20 protein-coding genes, 1 pseudogene and 2 other annotated features are annotated in these 22,947 nt (G+C 38.1%); of the genes and pseudogenes, 5 read left to right on the forward strand and 16 right to left on the reverse strand.

Annotation, left to right across the window (positions count from 1 at the left end):
* Window positions 1-130: 130 nt before the first annotated feature.
* From NKR74_RS19225 to zapA, 5 genes are all read right to left on the reverse strand, one after another.
* Window positions 131-1,207, reverse strand: coding sequence for a nitric oxide synthase oxygenase (locus tag NKR74_RS19225; protein WP_253630538.1), 1,077 nt, complete (start codon window positions 1,205-1,207; stop codon window positions 131-133).
* A gap of 240 nt (window positions 1,208-1,447) precedes the next feature.
* Entirely contained in the window at window positions 1,448-3,808 is a 2,361-nt protein-coding gene (locus NKR74_RS19230) for an endonuclease MutS2 (RefSeq protein ID WP_098305225.1), read from the reverse strand.
* Window positions 3,809-3,828: 20 nt separating this feature from the next.
* Complete coding sequence (gene polX / locus NKR74_RS19235) at window positions 3,829-5,547, reverse strand: DNA polymerase/3'-5' exonuclease PolX (RefSeq protein ID WP_253630539.1); 1,719 nt, start codon at window positions 5,545-5,547, stop codon at window positions 3,829-3,831.
* A 55-nt stretch (window positions 5,548-5,602) separates the two neighbouring features.
* Entirely contained in the window at window positions 5,603-6,142 is a 540-nt protein-coding gene (locus NKR74_RS19240; protein WP_098305229.1) for a CvpA family protein, read from the reverse strand.
* A 1-nt stretch (window position 6,143) separates the two neighbouring features.
* On the reverse strand, window positions 6,144-6,413 hold the full coding sequence (gene zapA, locus NKR74_RS19245) for a cell division protein ZapA (protein ID WP_141524942.1): 270 nt from the start codon (window positions 6,411-6,413) through the stop codon (window positions 6,144-6,146).
* Window positions 6,414-6,686: 273 nt separating this feature from the next.
* Between zapA and rnhC the strand changes: the two genes are divergently transcribed.
* A complete protein-coding gene (gene rnhC / locus NKR74_RS19250) occupies window positions 6,687-7,625 on the forward strand; it encodes a ribonuclease HIII (RefSeq protein ID WP_098305233.1) in 939 nt (312 codons plus the stop codon).
* A gap of 344 nt (window positions 7,626-7,969) precedes the next feature.
* Here rnhC and NKR74_RS19255 read toward each other — a convergent pair whose 3' ends face one another.
* The 5 genes from NKR74_RS19255 to NKR74_RS19275 all read right to left on the reverse strand — a co-directional run bounded on the left by NKR74_RS19255 (window position 7,970) and on the right by NKR74_RS19275 (window position 14,975).
* The gene (locus NKR74_RS19255; RefSeq protein WP_098305235.1) at window positions 7,970-8,437 is read right to left on the reverse strand and encodes a hypothetical protein; all 468 of its coding nucleotides are present in this window, start codon (window positions 8,435-8,437) and stop codon (window positions 7,970-7,972) included.
* A 123-nt stretch (window positions 8,438-8,560) separates the two neighbouring features.
* The gene (gene asnS, locus NKR74_RS19260; RefSeq protein ID WP_098305237.1) at window positions 8,561-9,952 is read right to left on the reverse strand and encodes an asparagine--tRNA ligase; all 1,392 of its coding nucleotides are present in this window, start codon (window positions 9,950-9,952) and stop codon (window positions 8,561-8,563) included.
* A 50-nt stretch (window positions 9,953-10,002) separates the two neighbouring features.
* Window positions 10,003-10,256: a binding site (T-box leader), on the reverse strand.
* Between the two features lie 143 nt (window positions 10,257-10,399).
* On the reverse strand, window positions 10,400-12,820 hold the full coding sequence (pheT, locus tag NKR74_RS19265; RefSeq protein WP_253630540.1) for a phenylalanine--tRNA ligase subunit beta: 2,421 nt from the start codon (window positions 12,818-12,820) through the stop codon (window positions 10,400-10,402).
* Between the two features lie 18 nt (window positions 12,821-12,838).
* Window positions 12,839-13,873 carry a phenylalanine--tRNA ligase subunit alpha gene (pheS, locus tag NKR74_RS19270; protein ID WP_098305276.1) on the reverse strand — a complete coding sequence of 345 codons (1,035 nt, stop codon included), beginning with the start codon at window positions 13,871-13,873 and terminating at the stop codon, window positions 12,839-12,841.
* A gap of 44 nt (window positions 13,874-13,917) precedes the next feature.
* Window positions 13,918-14,145, reverse strand: a binding site (T-box leader).
* A 32-nt stretch (window positions 14,146-14,177) separates the two neighbouring features.
* Window positions 14,178-14,975: a TrmH family RNA methyltransferase gene (locus NKR74_RS19275; RefSeq protein WP_253630541.1), complete on the reverse strand. Its 798-nt coding sequence runs from the start codon at window positions 14,973-14,975 to the stop codon at window positions 14,178-14,180.
* Window positions 14,976-15,057: 82 nt separating this feature from the next.
* Here NKR74_RS19275 and sspI point away from each other — a divergent pair, with 82 nt between their 5' ends.
* The gene (sspI, locus tag NKR74_RS19280; protein ID WP_098305280.1) at window positions 15,058-15,267 is read left to right on the forward strand and encodes a small acid-soluble spore protein SspI; all 210 of its coding nucleotides are present in this window, start codon (window positions 15,058-15,060) and stop codon (window positions 15,265-15,267) included.
* Window positions 15,268-15,453: 186 nt separating this feature from the next.
* Here the strand turns inward: sspI and NKR74_RS19285 are convergent, their stop codons facing one another.
* Complete coding sequence (locus NKR74_RS19285; protein WP_098305282.1) at window positions 15,454-15,696, reverse strand: hypothetical protein; 243 nt, start codon at window positions 15,694-15,696, stop codon at window positions 15,454-15,456.
* A gap of 478 nt (window positions 15,697-16,174) precedes the next feature.
* On the opposite strand from NKR74_RS19285, the gene NKR74_RS19290 reads away from it, so the two are divergent.
* Complete coding sequence (locus NKR74_RS19290; protein ID WP_098305284.1) at window positions 16,175-16,522, forward strand: ammonia permease; 348 nt, start codon at window positions 16,175-16,177, stop codon at window positions 16,520-16,522.
* Window positions 16,523-16,688: 166 nt separating this feature from the next.
* Window positions 16,689-17,270 (forward strand): HD domain-containing protein, encoded by a 582-nt coding sequence (locus NKR74_RS19295; RefSeq protein WP_253630542.1) that lies wholly within the window; start codon window positions 16,689-16,691, stop codon window positions 17,268-17,270.
* A gap of 237 nt (window positions 17,271-17,507) precedes the next feature.
* On the opposite strand, the gene NKR74_RS19300 is transcribed toward NKR74_RS19295, so the two are convergent.
* The 3 genes and pseudogenes from NKR74_RS19300 to NKR74_RS19305 all read right to left on the reverse strand — a co-directional run bounded on the left by NKR74_RS19300 (window position 17,508) and on the right by NKR74_RS19305 (window position 20,007).
* Entirely contained in the window at window positions 17,508-19,148 is a 1,641-nt protein-coding gene (locus tag NKR74_RS19300) for a DHA2 family efflux MFS transporter permease subunit (protein WP_375337708.1), read from the reverse strand.
* Window positions 19,146-19,340: pseudogene (locus NKR74_RS24185) on the reverse strand (MFS transporter); the annotation flags it as partial. The gene NKR74_RS19300 and the pseudogene NKR74_RS24185, both read right to left, overlap by 3 nt.
* Before the next feature lie 13 nt (window positions 19,341-19,353).
* A complete protein-coding gene (locus tag NKR74_RS19305; RefSeq protein ID WP_098305289.1) occupies window positions 19,354-20,007 on the reverse strand; it encodes an HlyD family secretion protein in 654 nt (217 codons plus the stop codon).
* Between the two features lie 253 nt (window positions 20,008-20,260).
* Here NKR74_RS19305 and NKR74_RS19310 point away from each other — a divergent pair, with 253 nt between their 5' ends.
* Window positions 20,261-20,881 carry a TetR/AcrR family transcriptional regulator gene (locus NKR74_RS19310; protein WP_098305291.1) on the forward strand — a complete coding sequence of 207 codons (621 nt, stop codon included), beginning with the start codon at window positions 20,261-20,263 and terminating at the stop codon, window positions 20,879-20,881.
* 38 nt (window positions 20,882-20,919) lie between these two features.
* On the opposite strand, the gene NKR74_RS19315 is transcribed toward NKR74_RS19310, so the two are convergent.
* Together NKR74_RS19315 and NKR74_RS19320 are read right to left on the reverse strand one after the other, a co-directional pair.
* Window positions 20,920-22,005, reverse strand: coding sequence for a M42 family metallopeptidase (locus NKR74_RS19315; protein WP_098305293.1), 1,086 nt, complete (start codon window positions 22,003-22,005; stop codon window positions 20,920-20,922).
* A 71-nt stretch (window positions 22,006-22,076) separates the two neighbouring features.
* Window positions 22,077-22,568: a dUTP diphosphatase gene (locus NKR74_RS19320; RefSeq protein ID WP_098305295.1), complete on the reverse strand. Its 492-nt coding sequence runs from the start codon at window positions 22,566-22,568 to the stop codon at window positions 22,077-22,079.
* Window positions 22,569-22,947: the final 379 nt, after the last annotated feature.

Below are 22,947 nucleotides of genomic sequence, written 5' to 3' on the forward strand. Positions count from 1 at the left end.
TGCCACAACTTTTCTTATGTATGAAACCACTCTATGTTAGAAGCACAAAAATAGGGCCGTTTATTTAGTATCGTCCATAAACGGTCCCTTTTAACTATACATGTTATTCTTTTATCCACACAACAAGCACTTATCTTTTTTTATGAAAAAAATTAGGTGTAAGTATTTGATTTGGATAAGGCTTATGATAAATATGCGTTGCTGCAGGAGATACAGGCGGAATTAACCATACCCAGTTCCCTGTTACAAGACGGCCGCACGCTGCTTCTTGTTTCTCAAATTGACTAAACTGCTGAGCCGCCGTATGGTGATCTACAATAGTTACTCCTTGTTTTTTGAAAGAATATAAAACAGCTACATTTAATTCTATTAATGCTTTATCTTTCCAGAGTGTACTATTTCTTGACGTATCTAATCCCATCATCTCAGCAACAGCGGGAAGAAGGTTATAACGATCTTGATCAGCTAAATTGCGAGCACCTATTTCTGTTCCCATATACCAGCCGTTAAAGGGTGCGGCTGTGTAAGAAATACCGCCAATTTCTAAACGCATATCCGAGATCATCGGAACCCCGTACCACTTTGCTTCCAATGAGGAGAATGGATACTCCGGATGTTCTAACGGCACTTCTTTTACATATTCTTTTGGAATTGGCATATACACTGGTTCATTTCCATCAATCGAGAATACAAGCGGCAACACATCAAAATGTGTCCCCTGCCCTTGCCAACCAAGGCTCTTACAAAACGCTGAAAATGACAGTGAATGAGAGTCACCGATAACTCCGTTTTCTGTTTCATATCCAGCGTAGCGAATCAATTGGTGATTATAAATCTGAATTTGATTATGCTCACCTTGATATTGTTTAAAAATAGTAATTGTAGGTAGGATTTTCCCGTCATTTGTAGCATATTGAATATGATGAAGCAATGCCTCATATATACCTTCTGCATCATTTACATCGCGTGCATCTAATACATGCAGCTTATTCCAAAAGAGACGACCGATGCAGCGGTTACTATTTCTCCACGCCATTCGTGCCCCGTGAACAAGCTCCTCAAAAGTATGTTCATACGTTCCTGTGTTCTGTATTTCAGCTTCAATTTGTGATAATCTATCTTGTATTTCATGAGATTTTTCTAGTTCATTGTAGCAATCTGTAATAAAATTAGTTGCTTCCTCTAACAGTTTTTTCGTTTTAATCATAACGTCACCTTCTATTCCTGTATAACATCTTCTATTATACATAACAACTTCTACTCATGCCCATACTCTAATACCTAGAAAACAGGCAATGAAAAAGAACACCAAAAACGGTGTTCTCTCCCTTATTTCGCAAAAAACAGCAAATATATAACCCCAATAATAAAGAACGTTCCACAACAAGCTAACAATACTTTTGCAAGTTTGTCCATAAACATAGCCGTTTCCCCTTTGCTTGTTTTCCTACTTCAATTCTACAACAGTAACACCAAGGCCTCCCTCGCCCATATCACCATATCGGAAGCTTTTCACGCCGCGATGGTTTTTCAAGTAATCTTGTACACCTTGGCGCAGTGCTCCTGTTCCTTTTCCATGAATAATCGAAACGCGTGGATAGCTTGCGAGCTGTGCATCATCTAAATATTTTTCAACACGTGCCATCGCATCTTCAAAGCGCTCACCGCGAAGGTCAAGTTCTAAAGAAACATGATAGTCTCTACCTTTTACCGCTGTCACTGCTTTTTTCTCAACAGGAGCTGGCGTGTTAATATATTCCATATCGGACTCTTTTACTTTCATTTTCAAAATTCCAATTTGGACGTTCCATTCATTGTCACTTACTTTTTTAAGAAGCTGACCTTTTTGACCAAACGTTAATACTTTTACTTCATCGCCTGGCTGCAACACTTGTTTTGGCGCTGTGTTTTTCACTTTTGTCTTTTGTTTTTTCACAAGCTCCGGTGCTGCTCCTGCTAAACGGCTTTTTGCCTCAATTAGCTCGTGATCTTTAATATCAGCAAGCTTTGCTTTTCGCAATTGACGCAGTTCACGAATAATTTCTTCTGCTTCTTTCTTCGCAGCTTCAACTTTTTCTTCGCCTTCTTTTTGTGCTTTTAATAATCTTTCATCACGTTCTTCGTTAAATTCAATAATTTGACGCTGCAATTCTTTATGAAGCTTATCAGATTGCTTACGAAGCTCTTCTGCTTCATTCCATTCACGCTCAGCATTCTTTTGGCTTTCTTCCAGCTTAGCAATCATATTTTCTACTTTATTTGATTCTGTACTAATATGACCACGAGCACGGTCAATTACGCGGTCAGATAAACCAAGGCGTTTTGAAATTTCAAAAGCGTTACTTCGTCCTGGTACACCAATTAACAATTTGTAAGTTGGGCTTAATGTATTTACATCAAACTCAACACTTGCGTTAATCACTTGTTCACGATTATATCCGTATGCTTTTAGCTCTGGATAGTGCGTCGTTGCGACAACGCGCGCACCGCGGTTATACACTTCATCTAAAATTGAAATTGCAAGCGCAGCTCCTTCTTGCGGATCTGTTCCTGCTCCTAATTCATCAAACAGTACTAAGCTTTCAAAATCAGCTTGCTCTAAAATATCAACAATGTTTACCATGTGAGATGAGAATGTACTTAAACTTTGTTCAATAGATTGCTCATCACCGATGTCGGCAAAAACATGTTTAAACACACAAATTTCCGATTCATCAAGAACAGGAATTTGCAGACCGGACTGCGCCATCAATATACAAATCCCTACCGTTTTTAATGTAACAGTTTTACCACCTGTATTTGGTCCTGTAATAACGATTGTTGTAAAGTCTTTTCCAAGCACAATATCGTTTGGCACAACGACTTTAGGATCAATAAGCGGATGACGGGCTTGGCGTAAATTCATATAACGTTCATTGTTCAAAATTGGTTTCGTTGCTTTTAATCGTTTCGCATAGAAAGCTTTTGCGAAAATGAAATCTAGCTCTGCCACAACATCAACGTTCTCTAAAATAATATCAGCCTCGGCAGCGACTTCTTCTGTTAACATCATTAAAATGTGTTCTACTTCTTGTTTTTCTTTTACCCGTGCTTCTTGCAGTGTGTTATTCAATTCAACAATGACTTGCGGCTCGATAAATAACGTTTGTCCTGAAGCAGACTGATCATGAACGATACCACCGTATACACCGCGATATTCTTGTTTCACAGGAATTACATAGCGATCGTTACGAATCGTTACAATTGCATCTGATAACATCTTCTGTGCGTTAGAAGAACGCGTCATATTTTCAAGTTTCTCACGAATTCGGCTTTCCGCTGTACGAATTTGCTGACGAATACCGCGTAGTTTTTCACTTGCACTATCAACTACTTCTCCGCCATCACTAATGCAATTTGTAATTTTCTTTTCTAAATCATATAAAGATATAATGCGTGCTACATACGTGTCTAAAATCGGCAGTTCAACACCGTTTTCAACCATATCTTCAATAAATCGTTTTATTTGACGGCTTCCATACATCGTACTAGCAATGTCGAGCAGTTCATGCGGACTTAGCATACTGCCAATTTTCGCACGTTTTACATTTGGACGAATATCAAAAATCCCGCCAAGCGGCACATGTCCTTTTAAACGGATCACTTTCGCTGCTTCATCTGTTGTTTCTTGAAGTTCTACAACTTCTTCATAATTCGTGCTCGGCATAAGCCCTTTCACTTTATCGCGGCCAAGTGAAGAAGCAACGTGCTCAAGCAATTGTTCTTTTATTTTGTCATATTCTAATACCCGCAACGTTCGTTCTAACATAGTTGCTTGTCCCCCTTGTGTTACTTATTACGCTTAATATAATCTAATAAACGTTCAATATCCCATGTGTTAATAACTGTATCTTTTTGAATCCAACCTTTTCGCGCTGCAGCAACACCAATTTCCATATCCTCTAGCATTTCAAGCGTATGGGCATCTGTGTTAATCGCGATTTTCACACCTGCATCTTGCGCTTGTTTTAACAGTTTCGCACTTAAATCTAAACGATTTGGATTTGCATTTAATTCAAGTACAGTATTTGTTTCTTTCGCAAGCTCAATTAATAAATCTGTATCGACATCATATCCTTCGCGTCGACCAATTAAGCGGCCCGTTGGATGCGCAATCATTGTCACATGATGATTTTCAATTGCCGTGCGAAGGCGCTTCATAATTGTTTCACGATCTTGTGAGAAACTAGAATGAATCGCACCAATGACATAATCAAGCTCCGCTAATACTTCATCATCAAAATCAAGCGTTGCATCCGGTAAAATGTCCATTTCAATACCACGTAAAATAGTGATATCCGGATACTTTTCATTAATGCGTTCAATTTCTTTTCCTTGCTCACGAAGACGTTCTTTCGTTAAACCATTCGCCACTTTTAAGTATTGTGAATGGTCGGTAATTGCCATATATTTATATCCACGAGCGCGACATGCTTGTACCATTTCCTCAATAGAAAAAGCACCGTCACTCCACGTCGTATGCATATGTAAATCACCTTGAATATGAGAGAACTGAATTAAATTCGGATACTGCCCAATCAAGTCAATTTCTTTCCCATCTTCACGCACTTCTGGCGGAATAAATGGAAGTCCAAAGTGTGCAAAAAACGCTTCTTCTGTTTCAAATGTCTTCACTTCACCCGTTTCTAAGTTTTCAACACCGTATTCACTAATTTTCTCACCTTTATCTTTCGCAATTTGGCGCATTCTTACATTATGTTCTTTTGAACCTGTGAAATGGTGAAGAGTGGTAATAAATTCTTCCGGCTTAACAAGACGGAAATCAATAGAAATATCGTACTCATACTGAAGGCGTACAGAAACTTTTGTATCTCCGCTTGCAATGACCTCAATCATATTTTCAAACTGCAATAAATGCTCGCGCACCTTTTCTGGTTCTGTTGTTGCAATGATAAAATCTAAATCTTTCACTGTTTCGCGAACACGGCGCAAACTACCAGCACGGGAATACCGAATAATTTCTGGTACATTCGACAATTTCCGTTCTATTTCCCCGGCAATAGGAAGCACCATCGCCACCGGAAGACGTTCTGGACGAGAACCAACTTGAGCAATTGCTTCTAATATTTTCTCTTCCGTTTTCTTACCGAATCCCGCAAGCGCTTGAATTTTCTTCTCCTCACAAGCTTTCTTTAATGTTTCCATATCTACAACGCCAAGTTCTTTATATAACTTCGCTACTTTTTTTCCGCCAAGGCCTGGTAATTTTAAAAGCGGCAATAAGCTGCTCGGTACTTCTTTTTCCAACTCCGCAAGCACTTCTGACGTTCCAACTTCAATGTATTCTGCAATAACGGCTGCGGTTCCTTTTCCGATGCCTGGTATTTTCGTAAAATCTTCAATCTCTGAAAGGCTGCGATCATCACTTTCTAACGCTGCTGCCGCTTTACGAAATGCTGATATTTTAAAGGGATTTTCACCTTTTAGCTCCATGAAAAGTGCAATCGTCTCAAGTAGTTGAATCACTTGTTTTTTATTTACTTTCATTCCTCTCCCACCTTTCCATCATAGAAAAAAACTTCTCTTTCAAAAAAAAGAGAAGTTATACCTTGTTACCTGTCTGCCATAATTCCTTAACTTTTTCAGAAAGAATTGGTGTATCATTTACAATTGCTTTGCTTATTGTTGATGTATTAAGCGACGTTTGTACTTGTTCAACTGGAAGTATCGTACCGATTACAATTAATACGAACAATATAATATACACTTCTAAAAAACCTAAGATTGCTCCGCCTAATGCGTTAACCTGTTTCAAAACAGGGATTTCTGTAAACATATTCAAAAGCTGTCCCAGTAACGTTAACGCGATTTTTGTAATGATAAATAATGCGATAAACGCAATTGCTTGGTAAAAAATTGTTTCCATACTATTTGCATCGATCCAATTTGGCACATTTGTTTCTGGCTTAAATGGATACGGAATAATCTTTTGCAGTACCGGTGCTAAATCTTTGCAATACCAGTATGCCACAAGATAGGCAATAATAAAGCTTGCTAACTTTACAAGCTGCAGTACCAGTCCTCTTCTTAGTCCAAGGAGAAAACCCATAACAAGCAATACAATGATTATAATATCAACCATGTTATTCAATTCCTTTTTGTTTCATTCTTTCTTTCAATTTTTCATTTTCTTCTTTTAATTTTATGTAATCATGCACGACATTGACTGCCGTCAACACCGCCAATCGATTTGTGTCAAGCGAAGGATTCTTAGCATTCAGTTCGCGCATTTTATCATCCACAATCGCCGCGACTATGCGTATATGACTTGTACTTTCATCGCCAACAACTGAATATTGTTGACCATAAATTTCTACATTAATTTTACTTCGATTTCCTTTTTGTTGTGACAACTTACTGTCCTCCAATCCCGTACAGAATCCTACAGATTATCATACCATGAAAAAACATGATATGGAAACAGAAACAACAATTCGATATGATAAAAATATAAAGTGAAACTTCCAACGGTGTGAATGCTTTATCCCCACTGTTGGAAAGCTCTCATCAATCGGGCTCTTAGGAGCAATTACCTCCCACCTATCTTCTTTGATTTCTCAAAATTTTGAGGCGGGAGTCTTACTGCCCGTTAGCGCGAGGGAAATAATGAAAAAGGAGCGACCATTTTGTCAAATTCTATTGTCATTCAAGTAAGTTCTGCTGTTATAGAGGACATGAAAACAAAATACGCACAAGCATTGCAACCAAAAATCCCCCAAGGCGGTATCTTCATGGCAAAGGTTCCATCTTGCACAATTACAGCCTATAAATCAGGAAAGGTAATGTTTCAAGGTGGACGTGCAGCTGAAGAATCTAGTCATTGGCAAGCAAATGCTGCAGCGCCAAAAGCTTCTGTAAAGAAAAGTGTAAATGACCATTCCTATGCACCGCCAGCTTCCATCGCTACTATGTCTATTCTCGGTTCGGATGAAGTCGGAACAGGAGATTATTTTGGACCGATGACAGTTGTGGCAGTATACGTCGATGCAGCGCAAATTCCATTATTAAAAGAACTCGGCGTTAAAGACTCAAAAAACTTAAATGATGCACAAATTTGTGAAATTGCAAAACAATTACTGGCGGTTGTCCCTTACAGTTCCCTTGTTCTTCACAACGAAAAATATAACGAAATGTTTGAGAAAGGCTACAATCAAGGACAACTAAAAGCGATGCTTCATAATAAAGCCATTACAAACTTATTAGCTAAGATGGCGCCAACAAAACCAGAAGGCATATTAATTGATCAGTTCACACAACCGGCTACATATTATAAATATTTAGCAAAGCAGAAAAACGTACAACGTGAAAACGTATATTTCGCTACAAAAGGTGAAAGTGTACATATCGCTGTTGCAGCAGCTTCCATTTTAGCTCGTTATTCATTTGTAAGACAGTTTGATGAACTGAGCAAAAAAGCGGGTATGACGCTTCCGAAAGGCGCCGGGAAGCAAGTCGATATTGCAGCAGCAAAATTGATTCAAAAGCTTGGGAAAGATAGATTACCTGAGTTTGTGAAATTACATTTTGCGAATACGGAAAAGGCGTTTCGATTGTTAAAGAAATAGCTATTTTTCAGTATGGGCAGGATACGTATAGACTAAACAAAGAGCTGACCCAAAAGGCACATAGGTGCCTTTTGAAGTCAGTCCTTTTTCCGTGTCCACCGATATATCGATCGTTCTTTGCAATTATCGGCGCTTTTCTCACTGATGGAAGGCTCTCACCAATTGGGCTTTTACGGGCAGTTTTCTCCTTAGCTCTTCTCCATCCTTTACTGCCCGTTAATGCGGGATAAAGACCTTACGACGATATTCGACATGCGAGTAGTCGAGCCGCTGAACTGGATCATGCCGAAAAGTGAAAGGAGCTGACTAAAAAGTGGATTTTTTAGTCAGCTCCTTTGTTTTTACTACTCTGTTTTAAACGTCTCTGCAACTTTTTTTGAGACTTCTTTTAAATCATAAAACTCAACACGTTCTTTCTCTGGTGTATCTTTATGCCCAATTACAACTTCCCCGTCATCTTCTACCCAAACAAAGTAATTTTCAACCGAACCATCATTATAATCCATAGTCATATTGTAGCGAATAGCGGATTTAGCTTCTTCATCTAGCAATAGTGTTTTAGGTTCATCCCCGTTTTCCGCCAATCCAACCTGCTCCATCGCGGATACAAGTTGTTTTATATCATTTTCTTTTTTCAATACTTTCGTACCTTTCGTTTTCGTAGATGTAAGCTGAATCTCCTTTATTTCTTTCCCTTGAAACGTAACAACCTCTGCCTCTTGTGATGTAGGAACTACTTTTTCTTTTCCATTTCCGCATGCACTTAAGCTGATTAGCATCACCGCTAAGAAACATACCATTCTTTTTTTCACAAGTTCAGCTCCTTTCTCTTTCTCATAATTGTTTCTCCTTATCTCACATCTCCCCCTGCTCAAAAGAAAAATAAAAAGAGGTATATCAGACAGCAAGATTGCTGTTGATATACCTCTTTTTTATTAAAACTCTGCAGAACCTGGTGTTCTTGGGAATGGAATCACGTCACGAATGTTCGCCATACCAGTGATGTACATTAAGAAACGTTCGAAACCTAGGCCAAATCCAGCGTGTTTTGTACCGCCGTATTTTCTAAGCTCTAAGTACCACCAGTAGTCTTCTTCGTCCATGCCTAATTCTTTAATTCTGTCTACTAAAACATCCATTCTTTCTTCACGTTGACTTCCGCCGATTAATTCCCCGATGCCAGGAACAAGTAAGTCTGTTGCAGCTACTGTTTTACCGTCATCGTTTAAGCGCATGTAGAATGCTTTAATATCTTTTGGATAGTCTGTTACGAATACAGGACGTTTGAATACTTGTTCAGATAAGTATCTTTCATGCTCTGTTTGTAAGTCAATTCCCCATTCTACTGGGTATTTGAAGTCTGCACCTGATTTTTGAAGCACCTCAATTGCTTCTGTGTATGTGATGCGTCCAAAGTCAGAGTTGATTACGTTGTTCATGCGCTCTAGAACTGTTTTATCAACAAAGCTATTGAAGAATTCCATTTCTTCTGGTGCGTGCTCTAACACATATTTCATTGCATATTTCAGCATGTCTTCTGTTAAATCCATTACATTTTCTAATTCAGCGAATGCAATCTCAGGCTCAACCATCCAGAACTCAGCTGCATGGCGAGTTGTGTTTGAGTTTTCAGCACGGAATGTTGGACCAAATGTATATACATCGCGGAACGCTAATGCATAAGCTTCAGCATTCAATTGTCCACTTACTGTTAAGTTTGTTTCTTTGCCGAAGAAGTCTTTTGAATCATCTACTTGTCCGTCTTCACCTTTTGGTACGTTGTTCATATCATGCGTTGTTACGCGGAACATTTCACCTGCACCTTCAGTGTCGCTTCCTGTAATAATTGGTGTATGAACGTGTACAAAGCCGCGCTCTTGGAAGAACTGATGGATCGCAAACGCTGCGATAGAACGCACGCGGAATGTCGCTGAGAATGCATTTGTTCTTGGACGTAAATGAGCGATTGTACGTAAGTATTCAAACGTATGACGCTTCTTTTGCAATGGATAATCAGAATCTGATAATCCCTCAACTTCGATTTTGTCCGCTTTAATTTCAAACGGTTGCTTTGCAGTTGGCGTTGCGATTAGCGTACCTTCTACTTTAATAGAAGAGCTTAACGGAAGCTTCGCAATTTCGTTAAAGTTATCTAGTTCTGTATCAAAAACGATTTGAACGCTTTTAAAGAAGCTACCATCGTTTAATTCGATAAAACCAAATACTTTTGAATCACGTAAGTTACGGATCCAACCTGATACTTGTATTTTTTGATCTACATACTTATCAGTTTCTCTATACAGACTTTTTACTAATGTGTTTTCCATATTAAAATTCTCCTTTACTTATATTTAAATACAAAAAAACCTTCCATCCATAAAGGGACGAAAGGTTAAACTTCGCGGTACCACCCAATTTGTCATAAAGACCAGCTCCAACTCGTATGTATTACACATACTTCCCGGTTTGTAACAGGCCGGATTCCCGTCTAAGTCTACTCTTGAACACACAGTTCAATTTCGGTTAGCAACTCCAAGGTGTTCTTCACATATACCGCCTCATCAGGCTTGCACCGTCCCTGACTCGCTTTGGATTATAGTATATACTACTTTTCCTTATCATCGTCTTTCATTTTGTTAAACTAAAATTAATGTACTACATTCGAGGCAAAGATGCAAGTTATCGTTCTATATATCGACTCTTCTACAACATACGACATGAATTCTCCCTATAAAAAAATAGCTGCCGGAATTTTTTCCGACAGCTGTTTTTTATTATTTACGTAACTCCGCACCAAATTTCTCTTCTACCGCTGCTAATACACGGCTATGTGCTTCTGTTACTTCTTCATCTGTTAATGTACGTTCTGGGTCGAAGTAGTTCATAGAGAATGCAAGTGATTTTTTGCCTTCTTCCATTTTTTCGCCTTCATATAAGTCGAATAATGTTACTTCTTTTAAAAGTGCTCCGCCTGCTTCAGCAATTGTTTGCTTCATTTCGCCAGCTTTTACTTCAGTAGCTACAACAACAGCCATATCACGTGTCATAGATGGGAAACGTGGAATTGTAGTGTAGTATGTTTCTTCTACATCTGCACCAAATACTTTTACAAGAGACAATTCGAATACGTACGTTTCTTTTACATCTAATTGTTTTTGTGCTTCTGGATGTAATTGACCGATGAAGCCAATAACTTCACCGTCTAGTAAAATGTCAGCTGTACGGCCTGGGTGCATGCCTTCACGTTTTGCTGGTACATACGTGATGTTCTTAGCAACGCCAAGTACGTCAAATAATCCTTCTAATACACCTTTCATAACGAAGAAGTCAACAACCTTCTTCTCACCTTGCCATTGATGATGAAGAGTAAGCCCTGTCATAACCCCAGCAATATGTTGTTCTTCTTTCGGAAGTTCACCTTCTACTGTTGGTAAGAATACAGAACCTACTTCGTATAATGCAACGTTATCTACTTTACGAGCATTGTTATAAGCTACTGCTTCTAATAATTGCGGTACTAGGCTTAAACGAAGCTGACTGCGCTCTTCACTCATTGGAAGTGCAAGGTTCACAGGTGTCTTTTCGTTTGACTCAACCATATATTGTTTTGCTTTTTCAGCACTTGTTAATGAATACGTAATCGCTTCATATAACCCAGCGCCTTCTAAATAACGGCGTACTTTACGACGCTTTGTTTGCGCTGCTGTTAATTTACCACGTGTAATTGTACCAGTTGGTAATGTTGAAGGAATATGGTCGTATCCGTATAAACGACCTACTTCTTCTACTAAATCTTCTGGAATTGTAATATCAGGACGACGTGCTGGTACGTCCACATGGAATGTTCCTTCTACTTCTGTGAATGGGAACTTTAAGTTTGTGAAAATTGTATTCACTTGACCAGCAGAGATCTCTGTACCTAATACACGGTTAATTTTTTCAACTGTAACAGATACTGTACGCCCTTCTACTTGTAAGTGATCAACTTCTACAACGCCTTCTAACGCTTCGCCGCCAGCATATTTTGCCATTAATGCTGCTGCGTGTTGAATCGCTTCGAATGTACGTGTTGGGTCGATGCCCTTTTCAAAACGAGCACTTGATTCGCTGCGAAGACCTAAGTCCTTTGATGTGCGGCGCACTGTTTGACCTGCAAAATATGCAGACTCGATTAATACGTTTACTGTATCATTATCTACTTCAGAGTTTGCTCCGCCCATTACCCCGGCAACAGCTAACGCTTTTGTACCGTTTGTAATCACAAGGTGATGAGCTTGTAATGTACGCTCTTGATCGTCTAATGTTGTCATTTTCTCGCCTTCTTGTGCAAGACGAACAACAATTTCTTTTGATCCTAATTTATCATAGTCAAATGCATGTAACGGTTGACCATATTCAATTAAGATATAGTTTGTAATATCAACTACATTGCTAATTGGACGAATGCCAGCTGCCATTAGGCGCGTTTGCATCCAAATTGGTGATGGACCAACTTTTACGTTTTTCACCATTTTTGCAATGTATAATGGGTTTTGCTCTGTTGCTTCTACACTTACAGAAATGTAATCAGATGTTTTCTCTGCTGCTTCTTGTAAGTCTGCTGCTGGAAGTTTCACTTCACGGCCGTAAATTGCTGCTACTTCGTATGCAACACCTAACATGTTTAAGCAGTCTGCACGGTTCGGTGTTAAACCTAGTTCAAGTACTTCATCATGTAGGTTTAAGATTTCTAATGCATCTGTGCCAACTTCTGCATCACTTGGGAAGATGAAAATACCTTCTGCATAATCTTTTGCAACTAATTTTCCATCAATACCAAGCTCTTGTAAGGAACAAACCATACCGTGAGAAGCTTCACCGCGTAGTTTTGCTTTTTTAATTTTGAAGTTACCAGGAAGAACAGCGCCAACTTTTGCAACTGGTACTTTTAAACCTTTCGCAATGTTAGGAGCACCGCAAATGATTTGAACTGGCTCTTCTTCACCGATGTCGATTAAGCATTTGCTTAACTTATCAGCTTCCGGGTGTTTTTCGCACTCTAATACGTGACCAACTACAACACCTTTTACGCCTTTATTTAATACTTCAACGCCTTCTACTTCGATACCGCTTTTCGTAATTTTATCAGCTAATTCTTGTGCTGTTACATCTTTAATATCTACATACTCTTGTAACCAACGATATGATACGAACATTCTTTATCTCTCCTTCCCTTACGCTCGTTTGAATTGTTGTAAGAAACGTACATCGTTTGTATAGAAATGACGAATGTCATCAATGCCGTACTTTAACATCGCAATACGCTCTGCACCCATGCCGAACGCGAAGCCTTGATATTCTTTTGAATCATAGCCAGCCATTTCAAGTACGTTTGGATGAACCATACCTGCACCTAAAATTTCAATCCAGCCAGTTCCTTTACATGTGCCGCAACCTTTTCCATGACACATCATACAAGAAATATCCATTTCAACAGATGGCTCTGTGAATGGGAAGAAACTTGGACGAAGGCGAATTTCACGGTCTTCACCAAACATCTTCTTCGCAAATGCTTGTAATGTACCTTTTAAATCACTCATACGAATGTTTTTATCGATTACAAGACCTTCAATTTGCATGAACTGATGAGAGTGCGTCGCATCATCATCATCGCGGCGATATACTTTACCAGGGCAAATAATTTTAATTGGGCCTTTTTCTGTATTCTTTTCCATCGTTCTTGCTTGCACAGAAGATGTATGTGTACGAAGCAACATTTCTTCTGTAATGTAGAAAGAATCTTGCATATCGCGTGCTGGGTGATCTTTTGGTAAGTTTAACGCTTCGAAGTTGTAATAATCTTTTTCTACTTCTGGACCTTCAGCAACTTCATAGCCCATACCGATGAATAAATCTTCAATTTGTTCAACAACCGCTGTTAACGGATGATGACAACCTGTATTTACAGGACGGCCTGGTAATGTTACATCAATTGTTTCAGATGCTAATTTCGCTTCGATTACCGCTTTTTCTAAATGATTAATTTTTTCTTCTAAACGTGTTTGAATTGCTTCGCGTACTTCGTTTACTAAAGCTCCCATACGTGGACGCTCTTCTGGAGATAATTTCCCCATACCACGCAGTACTTCTGTAATTGGACCTTTTTTTCCTAAATACGCAACGCGTACATCATTTAAGCCCTTTAGCTCTTTCGCTTCTTCAATCAGCTGCAGTGCTTCTTGCTTTAGCTCTTTTAAACGTGCTTCCATTTGGAACCCTCCTAATTTTAAAAATAAAAAAACCTCGCTCCCTAAAAAGGGACGAGGTAAATTCGCGGTACCACCCTAAATTGACAGAACGAGTCTGCCCACTTCATTATTATAACGGCTTTTTAAACCGGAACGCCTTTACATATAAATGGTCCTGGCGTCAACTCCAGAGGTGAATTCACTCACGTCTACTATAAGAGTGCTTTCAGTCTATGGCACTCTCTCCCTACATAGCGATTTTGTAAGTTACTCTTCTCTATCAACATTTTTTAGTATTATACTTCAATTTATTATAAAAAGTTTTTTATCGATTCGCAACTGGAGTTTGTAAATAATACGTTAAAATCCCTGCTGCAACCGCAACATTTAATGATTCTGCTCCCCCGTAAATCGGAATATACAAGTTTTGATCACATTTGGAAAGAATCTCTTGGCGTACACCATTTCCTTCGTTTCCTACAATTAATGCAAAACTTCCCGTCGGCGTTACTTCACCGTATGGAACCCCATTTTCAAGAGCTGTTCCGTATACAGGAACGTTCTTTTCTTTTAGCTTGTCTACCCATTCTTCTAAGTTTCCTTTTACAATTGGTAAATGGAATACAGAGCCTTGTGTAGAACGCAGTACTTTACTGTTATAAACATCAACACATCCTTCTCCAAGCACAACGGCATGAATACCAGCTGCATCTGCTGTACGAATAATTGTCCCTAAGTTACCTGGGTCTTGCAGACCGTCAAGTAATAAGAGCTTTCCATCTGTCAAATGTACTTCTTTTTCTTGCTTCTCACAAACCGCAAATACGCCTTGTGTTGTTTCCGTTTCCCGTAACATTTTTACAATTGCCTCAGGCACAATGTACATTTCAACATCGATAACTGCCCAATCTTTCGGAAGATCTGTTTGATCCCAAACGATAAGCTCTATTACAACTCCTGCTTTTAAAGCTTCCTCAACTAAATGGAATCCTTCTACAAAAAATAGTCCTTTTTTATCGCGCTCTTTTTTCGTCTGCAGCTTTTTCCACTGCTTCACGCGCGGATTTTGTACTGAATCAATGTTTTTCATAATATGTATTTCCCTCTCTTCTTGTCTTCTCATTATAGCCTATTTTTCATACATATTTACATAAAAAAGAACAAAAACTAATGTCAGTTTCCATTCCTAAAAAGAGGTGAAAATGATGAACTTTAATTTACGCAATGCTGTATTAGCAAACGTATCTGGAAATACGCAAAACCAATTACAAGAAACAATTGTCGATGCCATTCAAAGCGGTGAAGAAAAAATGCTTCCAGGGCTTGGCGTTTTATTTGAAGTGATTTGGAAAAATGCTGATGAAAATGAAAAGCATGAAATGTTATCTACGTTGGAGCAAGGCTTAAGAAAATAAGGAATTTCTCCCCCACCGATGGTTAGTTGAACTAATCGGGCGCATGCTAGTAGTAAGACCCCACCTATCTTCTTCGATTCTCTCTGAATCTTGAGGTGGGGTCTTACTACCCGTTAATGCGGGATAAAAAAGCCTTGCAGAGAAAACCGAAGGCTAATTAATATATCTATACACTTATTAGTTTATTTACTTTTGAAAATTCGTAATATTCGGATTAAAAATACGAACAGTCTGAAGAAGGTTGTTTACAATGTCTTGTTGTTGAGCTGTTAGTGTACCATCACCAGTGAATACTGTAATACAGATTGGGCAAGCTTCAATATGAATTCCCAATAGGTTAATAGCAAGTCCACCAGGTACATTCAGAGTGAGAATAGGTGTTGAACCCGCAGGAGGAGTGCAGGTTTCACAGTTAGTTAAAAGAGCCATAAAGTCAAATCCTTTCTTTATAGGGTTACCATATTTATATGACCGAATACAGATATGTGAAATAGGCATTTGGACAATTCTTGATCATTTTGTTAAAGTATCTCCAAAATTAAGCATGATTTCTGTGTCAGTAAGATTTTGGATGTCTTGCTCTATATCATGGTCAATAATTTGTTTATCTCTTCTATCAACCATAACAACATGGCCTCCTCTAGCAAATACTAGATTCTTTTTTCCTATCAAAAATAAAAATCAATAGCGTGAAATACAACTCACAATACAAGAATATCCATATGCTTTTTATCTTACTTTGGATAATTCGTTTTATTTATTATTTAACAATTACCTCAAACGTTCTACACTTATTATTTCGATTGTATATCGTGGATTTCTATCAAATATCCATATTTTTTTATAATATCCAAAATAAACCTCCTGTTATAAAATATAACTTATTACATAGGAGGTTTTCTTATATATGTTTATCTTACTTTGGATCCTTTTCGTACCCGTTCTTATACTATGCGGCATTGGCGGAGGGTTATTTTTCATTATAAGAGGAGCAATACATAAAAAATGGTTTATTTTTCTAATGGGAATCGTTTGTTTTTCACTCGTTCTCCTGCCTATTATTTCTGCAGGGATAGGAAGGGATGTCGAACAGTCTCTCCCACTTTCAACGTCTATGTACTGGGGTATGTTAGCTATTGCTAGTTTATTAGGAGGAATTAGCGGGGCGCGCAATCAAATAACTAGCATTAAACGTGTAGGAATTACTTTATTTTCGCTTGTTGTAATAGGGATATTTTTCTATGAAATGATGTAATTTAGTTATGCTCTTGAAAAGGGATCATAACAGAAAAAAATTTTTCTATTACATCATTAATTACTTTACTAACATAACAATGATGTAGTAAAATGTTCAAAATATATTTATAGCTATTGTTTTTTCTCTATAATACACTGCACTGAATGAAAGGAGTGAATGTTTTATGCGCCGTGTTACACTTGAACAAATTTTTCAGCATCCCATCACCCAAAAATATGTAAACCGATCTGGAATGGTTCATGCGATTGCTGTCGCTTACCACGCGTTCCACTTAGCCAAAAAGCATCACGCCTCAGTCGATGCGGCAACAAAGTCTGGTTTTCTTCATGATATCGGACATCACACATGGTATCGCGATGGGAAATGGGACTATGAATTGTATAAAAAGAATGATATACACGCTATTAAAGGAGCGGAAAGAGCTCATAAATTGCTAATCCGATTAGGAGAACACCCTAATCAAGCAAAAGAAATTTCTGTTGCCATTCTCCTGCACACTGATTCTTTTCTACTAGAGCAAACACTTGAAAGAACGCCTCTGCAAAATATTATTAAATGGGCAGACGAAGCAGATGAGGAACCAGGGGGAACACATCACTATCGAACAATCTCTTATGAAAAAGCACTGCAAGCGATCAAGCGATTAGATCAGATGATAGATCGCGAATTACAAACACATACACCATCCCATTTGCACATTTCTGCAAATGAAGGAAAAGGACAGACAAAACTTATAAAACATTAACATACAAAGTGACACTTCCATCAGTGTGGGGGCTTCATTCCCCACTGATGGAAAGTCCGCCAATCGGACTCTTACTACCCGCGAATAGCGGAATAAAAAAAGAACACCATTTCATAACAGAAAAACGCAGAGATTTCAAAATCTCTGCGTTTCTTTATACGATTCCATTGTTCAAAACAATGCCATTTTGCTTGTTATTTAGTCTATTAATTAACCTTCATAACCGAACTACTTACATCATCTCTCTGCTTTTTTGTTCACCTTATTTCCTGATTGTAAGAAAAATGATAAGAACAAGGCAATAGCTGTTAACATTGTTGCAATCCAGAACGCATCATTAATTCCGTTAATAACGGACATCTTCGAAACTTGCCCAAATAGCATTTGCGAGCTTAACGCGTTTCCTGCCTGAGCTGATCCTGTCAATGCACCAATACTTTGCCCCAATTGAGATAGTTTGTTTACAATAATCGGGTTTGTTGTTGTAATCGCATTTGCATAGTCTGCCATATGATTTGTCGTTTGCTGCGTCATAATTGTAATTAAAAGCGCAGTCCCAATAGAACCAGCAACTTGCTTTGCTGTATTTTGCATTGCTGTTCCATGCGAAATCAGTTGCCTTGGCAGAGCATTCATCCCTGCTGTCGAGATTGGCATCATAATAAAGGACATCCCAAACGAACGAATAATATAATCTATCATAATTTGAATAGAAGGTGTTTCTAATGTTAAATGTGTAAATTGGTATGTTGCGTATGTTGTAAGGAGTAATCCAAAAATTGCAAGCGGCCGAATCCCGTATTTATCAAATAGCCTTCCGGAAAATGGTCCCATCAGTCCCATAATTAAAGATCCTGGAAGAAGTAATAATCCGGAAACAATTGGCGTAAATCCACGGATGTTTTGTAAATATATAGGAAGTAATAGCATACCACCATATAGCGCCATCGTAACAATTGCATTAATTATCAGCGTCGAAGTAAATGCAGAGTAGCTGAATACACGAAGATCTAATATTTTATTGTCAGTCGTTAACTGTCTCCATATAAATAAACTTAGTCCAATAACTCCAATAATAATCGCAATGATAACTTCCGCACTACCCCAGCCTTTATTTCCTGCCTCACTAAAACCATATAGTAAGCTTCCAAGGCCGATACTAGAAGTGATAACACCATACGTATCCAGCGTTGCCTTTGACACTGGCTGTTTTAGCGTGAAATATTTTAGTGCTAATACAATAATGAATAAACCAATAATAAACATCGCATAGAATATCACATTCCATTTATAGTTTTGAATGATCCATCCTGTAATCGTCGGCCCAATGGCAGGTGCTAAAATCATTGCAAAACCGAGCAATCCCATCGCTGCCCCGCGTTTATGAGGCGGGAAGATTGCCATAAAAATATTCATTCCAACAGGCATTAAAATACCGGCACCAACAGCTTGAATGATACGTCCTGTCATCATCATCGTAAAGTTTCCGGATATCGCACAAATCATCGAACCGACTGTAAAGAATATCATGGCTGCTAAAAATAAGTTTCGATACGTAAACCGCGAAACTAAAAACGCACTAACCGGTACTAATACCCCGTTCACAAGCATAAAACCTGTTGTAAGCCACTGCGCTGTAGATGTCGATACATTAAATTCATTCATTAAGGACGGTAAAGCAACGTTAATTAATGTTTGATTCAAAATCGAAACGAACATCCCGGAAATAAGAACAGCCAAAACGACCTTCACGTTAAAATCAGGGAGAGCCGTCTGAGGCCGAGAAGCTTTCGGTTCTTTACTTTCCGCTTTTTGTTCTTGTACCGGTGCTTTTACAAGTTCTGATGCTTCTTGTTTTTCAATTGTTTCTTCTACAATTTCTTGTTCTTGAGCTCTCTCTTCAATACCTTCTGATATTTCTTGTTTTATTACTGCCTCTTTTGTATCCTTTAAAACTGCTTGAACCGGTTCTTCTATCCTTTGTGTTTTTTTCTTTCTAAAAACACGATTTACAATAATGAACACGACAATACATAAAAGAGCGTATCCTGCAATAAAGATCGAGGACATATTTCATTCCCCCTTACTTATGAATCCGAACTGTGACATTCATGCCTGGGACAATATTTAGTGATTTATTATGGTCTAATGAAATTTTAACTGGAATAACTTGTGTTACTTTCGTATAGTTTGCTGTTGCATTACTAGATGGTAGCATAGAGAATGTATTTGCTGTTGTTAAACCAATTTGTTCTACTTTTCCTGTTAATGTTGTATTAGGATATGCATCTACATATACATCTACATCTTGCCCTTTTTGAATATCGTCGATGTCTGTTTCTTTAATGTTTGCCGTTACCCATAAGTCGCTCATATTATAAGCGTACGCAAGCGGTGCTCCTGGAGCAATGTAAGAATCTTGCGTTGCATTCGATTGAACAAGCGTTGCATTTGTCGGAACTGTAATATCCACTTCTTGTGCTGTGCCACTAGCGTTACTCGTTACAGAACCTACTTTATCACCAGCACTATAACTTTTTCCTACTTCAGCTGTCCAGCTTGTTAATTTCCCAGCAACTGGAGATGCAATTGGTACAACTTTTCCATCAATTTTTGCATTGTCCGTTTTTAAATAACTTGTTGATTGATTGTAATAATAATAGCCGGCAAACCCGCCGCCAACTAACACAATCAATGTAATAATATTGATGATAACCATTCTTCGAATTTGACTCATTGTGTTCTCTCCTTATTTTCAATTTTAGTTAATAATATTGACCATTCATATTATTAAGGACTAGTCAAAAAAATAACCCTTTTTCTGGCACAAAATACTCTCCTTATTTTGTGCTAAGAAAAAGAATATCGTTTATAATTATAAATAATTCATTTTGAACGACAACCGTCAATTTATTTCGATATGTTGTTTTTCCGACATTCGCCTATATATGTGTTGAAAAAGTATGAAAAACAAAGCAAGGAGAACGAAAATGTCTATTAAAAATTCAAATGACCCGCGTGTAAAACGAACGAGGCAAGCGATACATGATGCTCTTATATCTTTAATACATGAAAAAGGTTTTGATGGTATTACGGTTCAAGACATTGCTGAAAAGGCAACTGTAAACCGCGCTACCTTTTATAGTCATTATCACGACAAATATGATCTATTAGACAAAAGCATTGCAGAAATGTTAACAGCATTAGCAGATATTCTCAAATCGAAAAAATTAGATAAGAAGGAGTTTGAACTTACTTTTGATACTCCTCATCCTATCTTTTTATCTTTATTTAGCCATATTGCTGAACATGCTTTCTTTTATCAAGTGATGCTTGGAGAGAATGGGATTCCGAAGTTTTCCTCACAAATGATGAAAGCAATTCAAACGGATTTGCTTAACGCCCTTTCTCTTTCACAACCAAATGAAGAAGAATTAATTGTACCTCGTGATATTCTTACTAGTTATATGGCAGGTGCACATTTAGGGATGATTATTTCTTGGTTAAGACAAAATATGCCGTATACGCCTCATTATATGGCCTTGCAGCTATCTCGTTTAATCATTTTAGGCCCGTATGCAGCCGCTGGATTAGAAGCACCATTTAAATGAAAAAGAGCGAAAGGAATGTCCCTTCGCTCTTTCGTATATTAATCAAATGTAATGTTATGTACAGCCTCAGCATCAAGACGTTTCACAACTTCTACAATTAACTTCACTGTGTTTTCATAGTCATCGCGATGCAGCATTGCAGCATGAGAATGAATATAGCGAGTTGCAATTGTAATTGCCATCGCTGGAATACCATCCACAGAAACATGAATTGCCCCCGCATCCGTTCCGCCGCCTGGAAGTGCATCGTATTGATATGGAATGTTTAATTCATCTGCTACACCAACAACGAAATCACGAAGACCTTTATGTCCAACGATAGATGCATCATATAAAATAATTTGCGGGCCATCACCCATTTTGCCTTGTGCTTCTTTTTCACTAATTCCCGGTGTATCTCCAGCGATACCAACATCTACCGCAAAAGCAATATCCGGTTGAATGTAGTTCGCAGATGTTTTCGCACCTCGTAAACCTACTTCTTCTTGAACCGTTCCAACACCATATACGATATTTGGATGTTTTTCATCTTTTAATTGTTTTAAAACATCGATTGCGATTGCACAACCAATGCGGTTATCCCATGCCTTTGCAAGTAACATTTTCTCATTTTTCATCACTTGGAATTCGAAGTATGGTACAACTTGATCTCCTGGACGTACGCCCCACTCCATTGCCTCTTCTTTACTAGAAGCACCAATATCAATAAACATATCTTTAATATCAACCGGCTTTTTACGAGCATCAACTGATAGAACATGAGGTGGCTTCGAACCAATGACACCCGTTACATCACCTTTGCTCGTAACAATTGTTACGCGCTGCGCTAACATAACTTGTGACCACCAGCCTCCAACTGTTTGGAAGCGTAAGAAACCTTTATCATCAATTTGCGTAATCATAAAACCAACTTCATCTAAATGACCAGCTACCATAATTTTCGGGCCGTTACCGTCACCAACTTTTTTCGCAACTAAGCTTCCTAAGTTATCTGTTGATACTTCATCAGCAAACGGTGCGATATACTTCTTCATTACTTCACGAGGCTCACGTTCATTTCCAGCAATCCCACGCGCGTCTGTTAGTTCTTTTAGCATCGTCAATGCCGCATCTAGTTTTGTCATTGGACAATGTCCTCCTTTTTCTTCATCTCTTTAATTATACAAGAGCGGAAAAGAATGTTCAAAAAATTTCATCAATATCCTTCTGTTTGACGCTGATGATTCACTTCGTTTTTATCTAAATATGCTTTTTCAATCTCTTCTTGACCAAAATCAAGTGCTTGTCCTAGGCGAAGATAGCTCGTAAACAATTCAATATAATTCGTAATAGACGGCTGTTCATTAAAACGGATTACTTTTGCATATGCATCTAAGAAAATTTCTACCTGTGTTTTATTTGTTATTGCACACTTATAAAATAAGAAATTTTTATCAATTCCTAAGTCAATTCCGATAGATAAAATAAAATGTAACCCATCCACATACTCTTCTAGTACAATTGCACGCTCAGATGCTGGCTTGTTGCTCCAATATTTAAAGCAGCGTGTCTCGTTTGCAAGTTCTCCAATTTCCACTAGAAGCGCTAGCATCTTTTCTTTTAACAACTTTTTCGGCTCTAAATTATGTTCTCTCGCAATACGATCATCTAATTCTTTTTGTAATTTAAATAGTTGTAGTAAATCCAAAACGTACTCCTCCTTCAATATCCAATAAACATTATCCGATATTGTTCCATTCTAATGGTAAATATAAGAAAATAAGCAAGTTACATTCTTACATTATAACAGTGTCAGTTTCGCGTGGAAAGACATGATTGTCTGAAGTCAAACTCCTCCTTATCACCATCGTTCTTCCGTATATAAGTGAGCTTATGACTATACACCTAAATAAAGTGAAACTTCCATCAATGGGGGTTCTTACTACCCCTTAATGCGCGATAAAGATAAAAAGTCAGAGACCCCCTCCGACTTTTTATCTTTATTCTTCTATATTATTGTGCCTTTTATGCTTATTTTGTCATATATGGTACAACACGTCCATTCATCTTTCTTTCTTCCATTTCAG

It is taken from the genome of Bacillus sp. 3103sda1 (genome assembly GCF_024159135.1).
In the GTDB taxonomy this organism is placed as follows: domain Bacteria; phylum Bacillota; class Bacilli; order Bacillales; family Bacillaceae_G; genus Bacillus_A; species Bacillus_A rhizoplanae.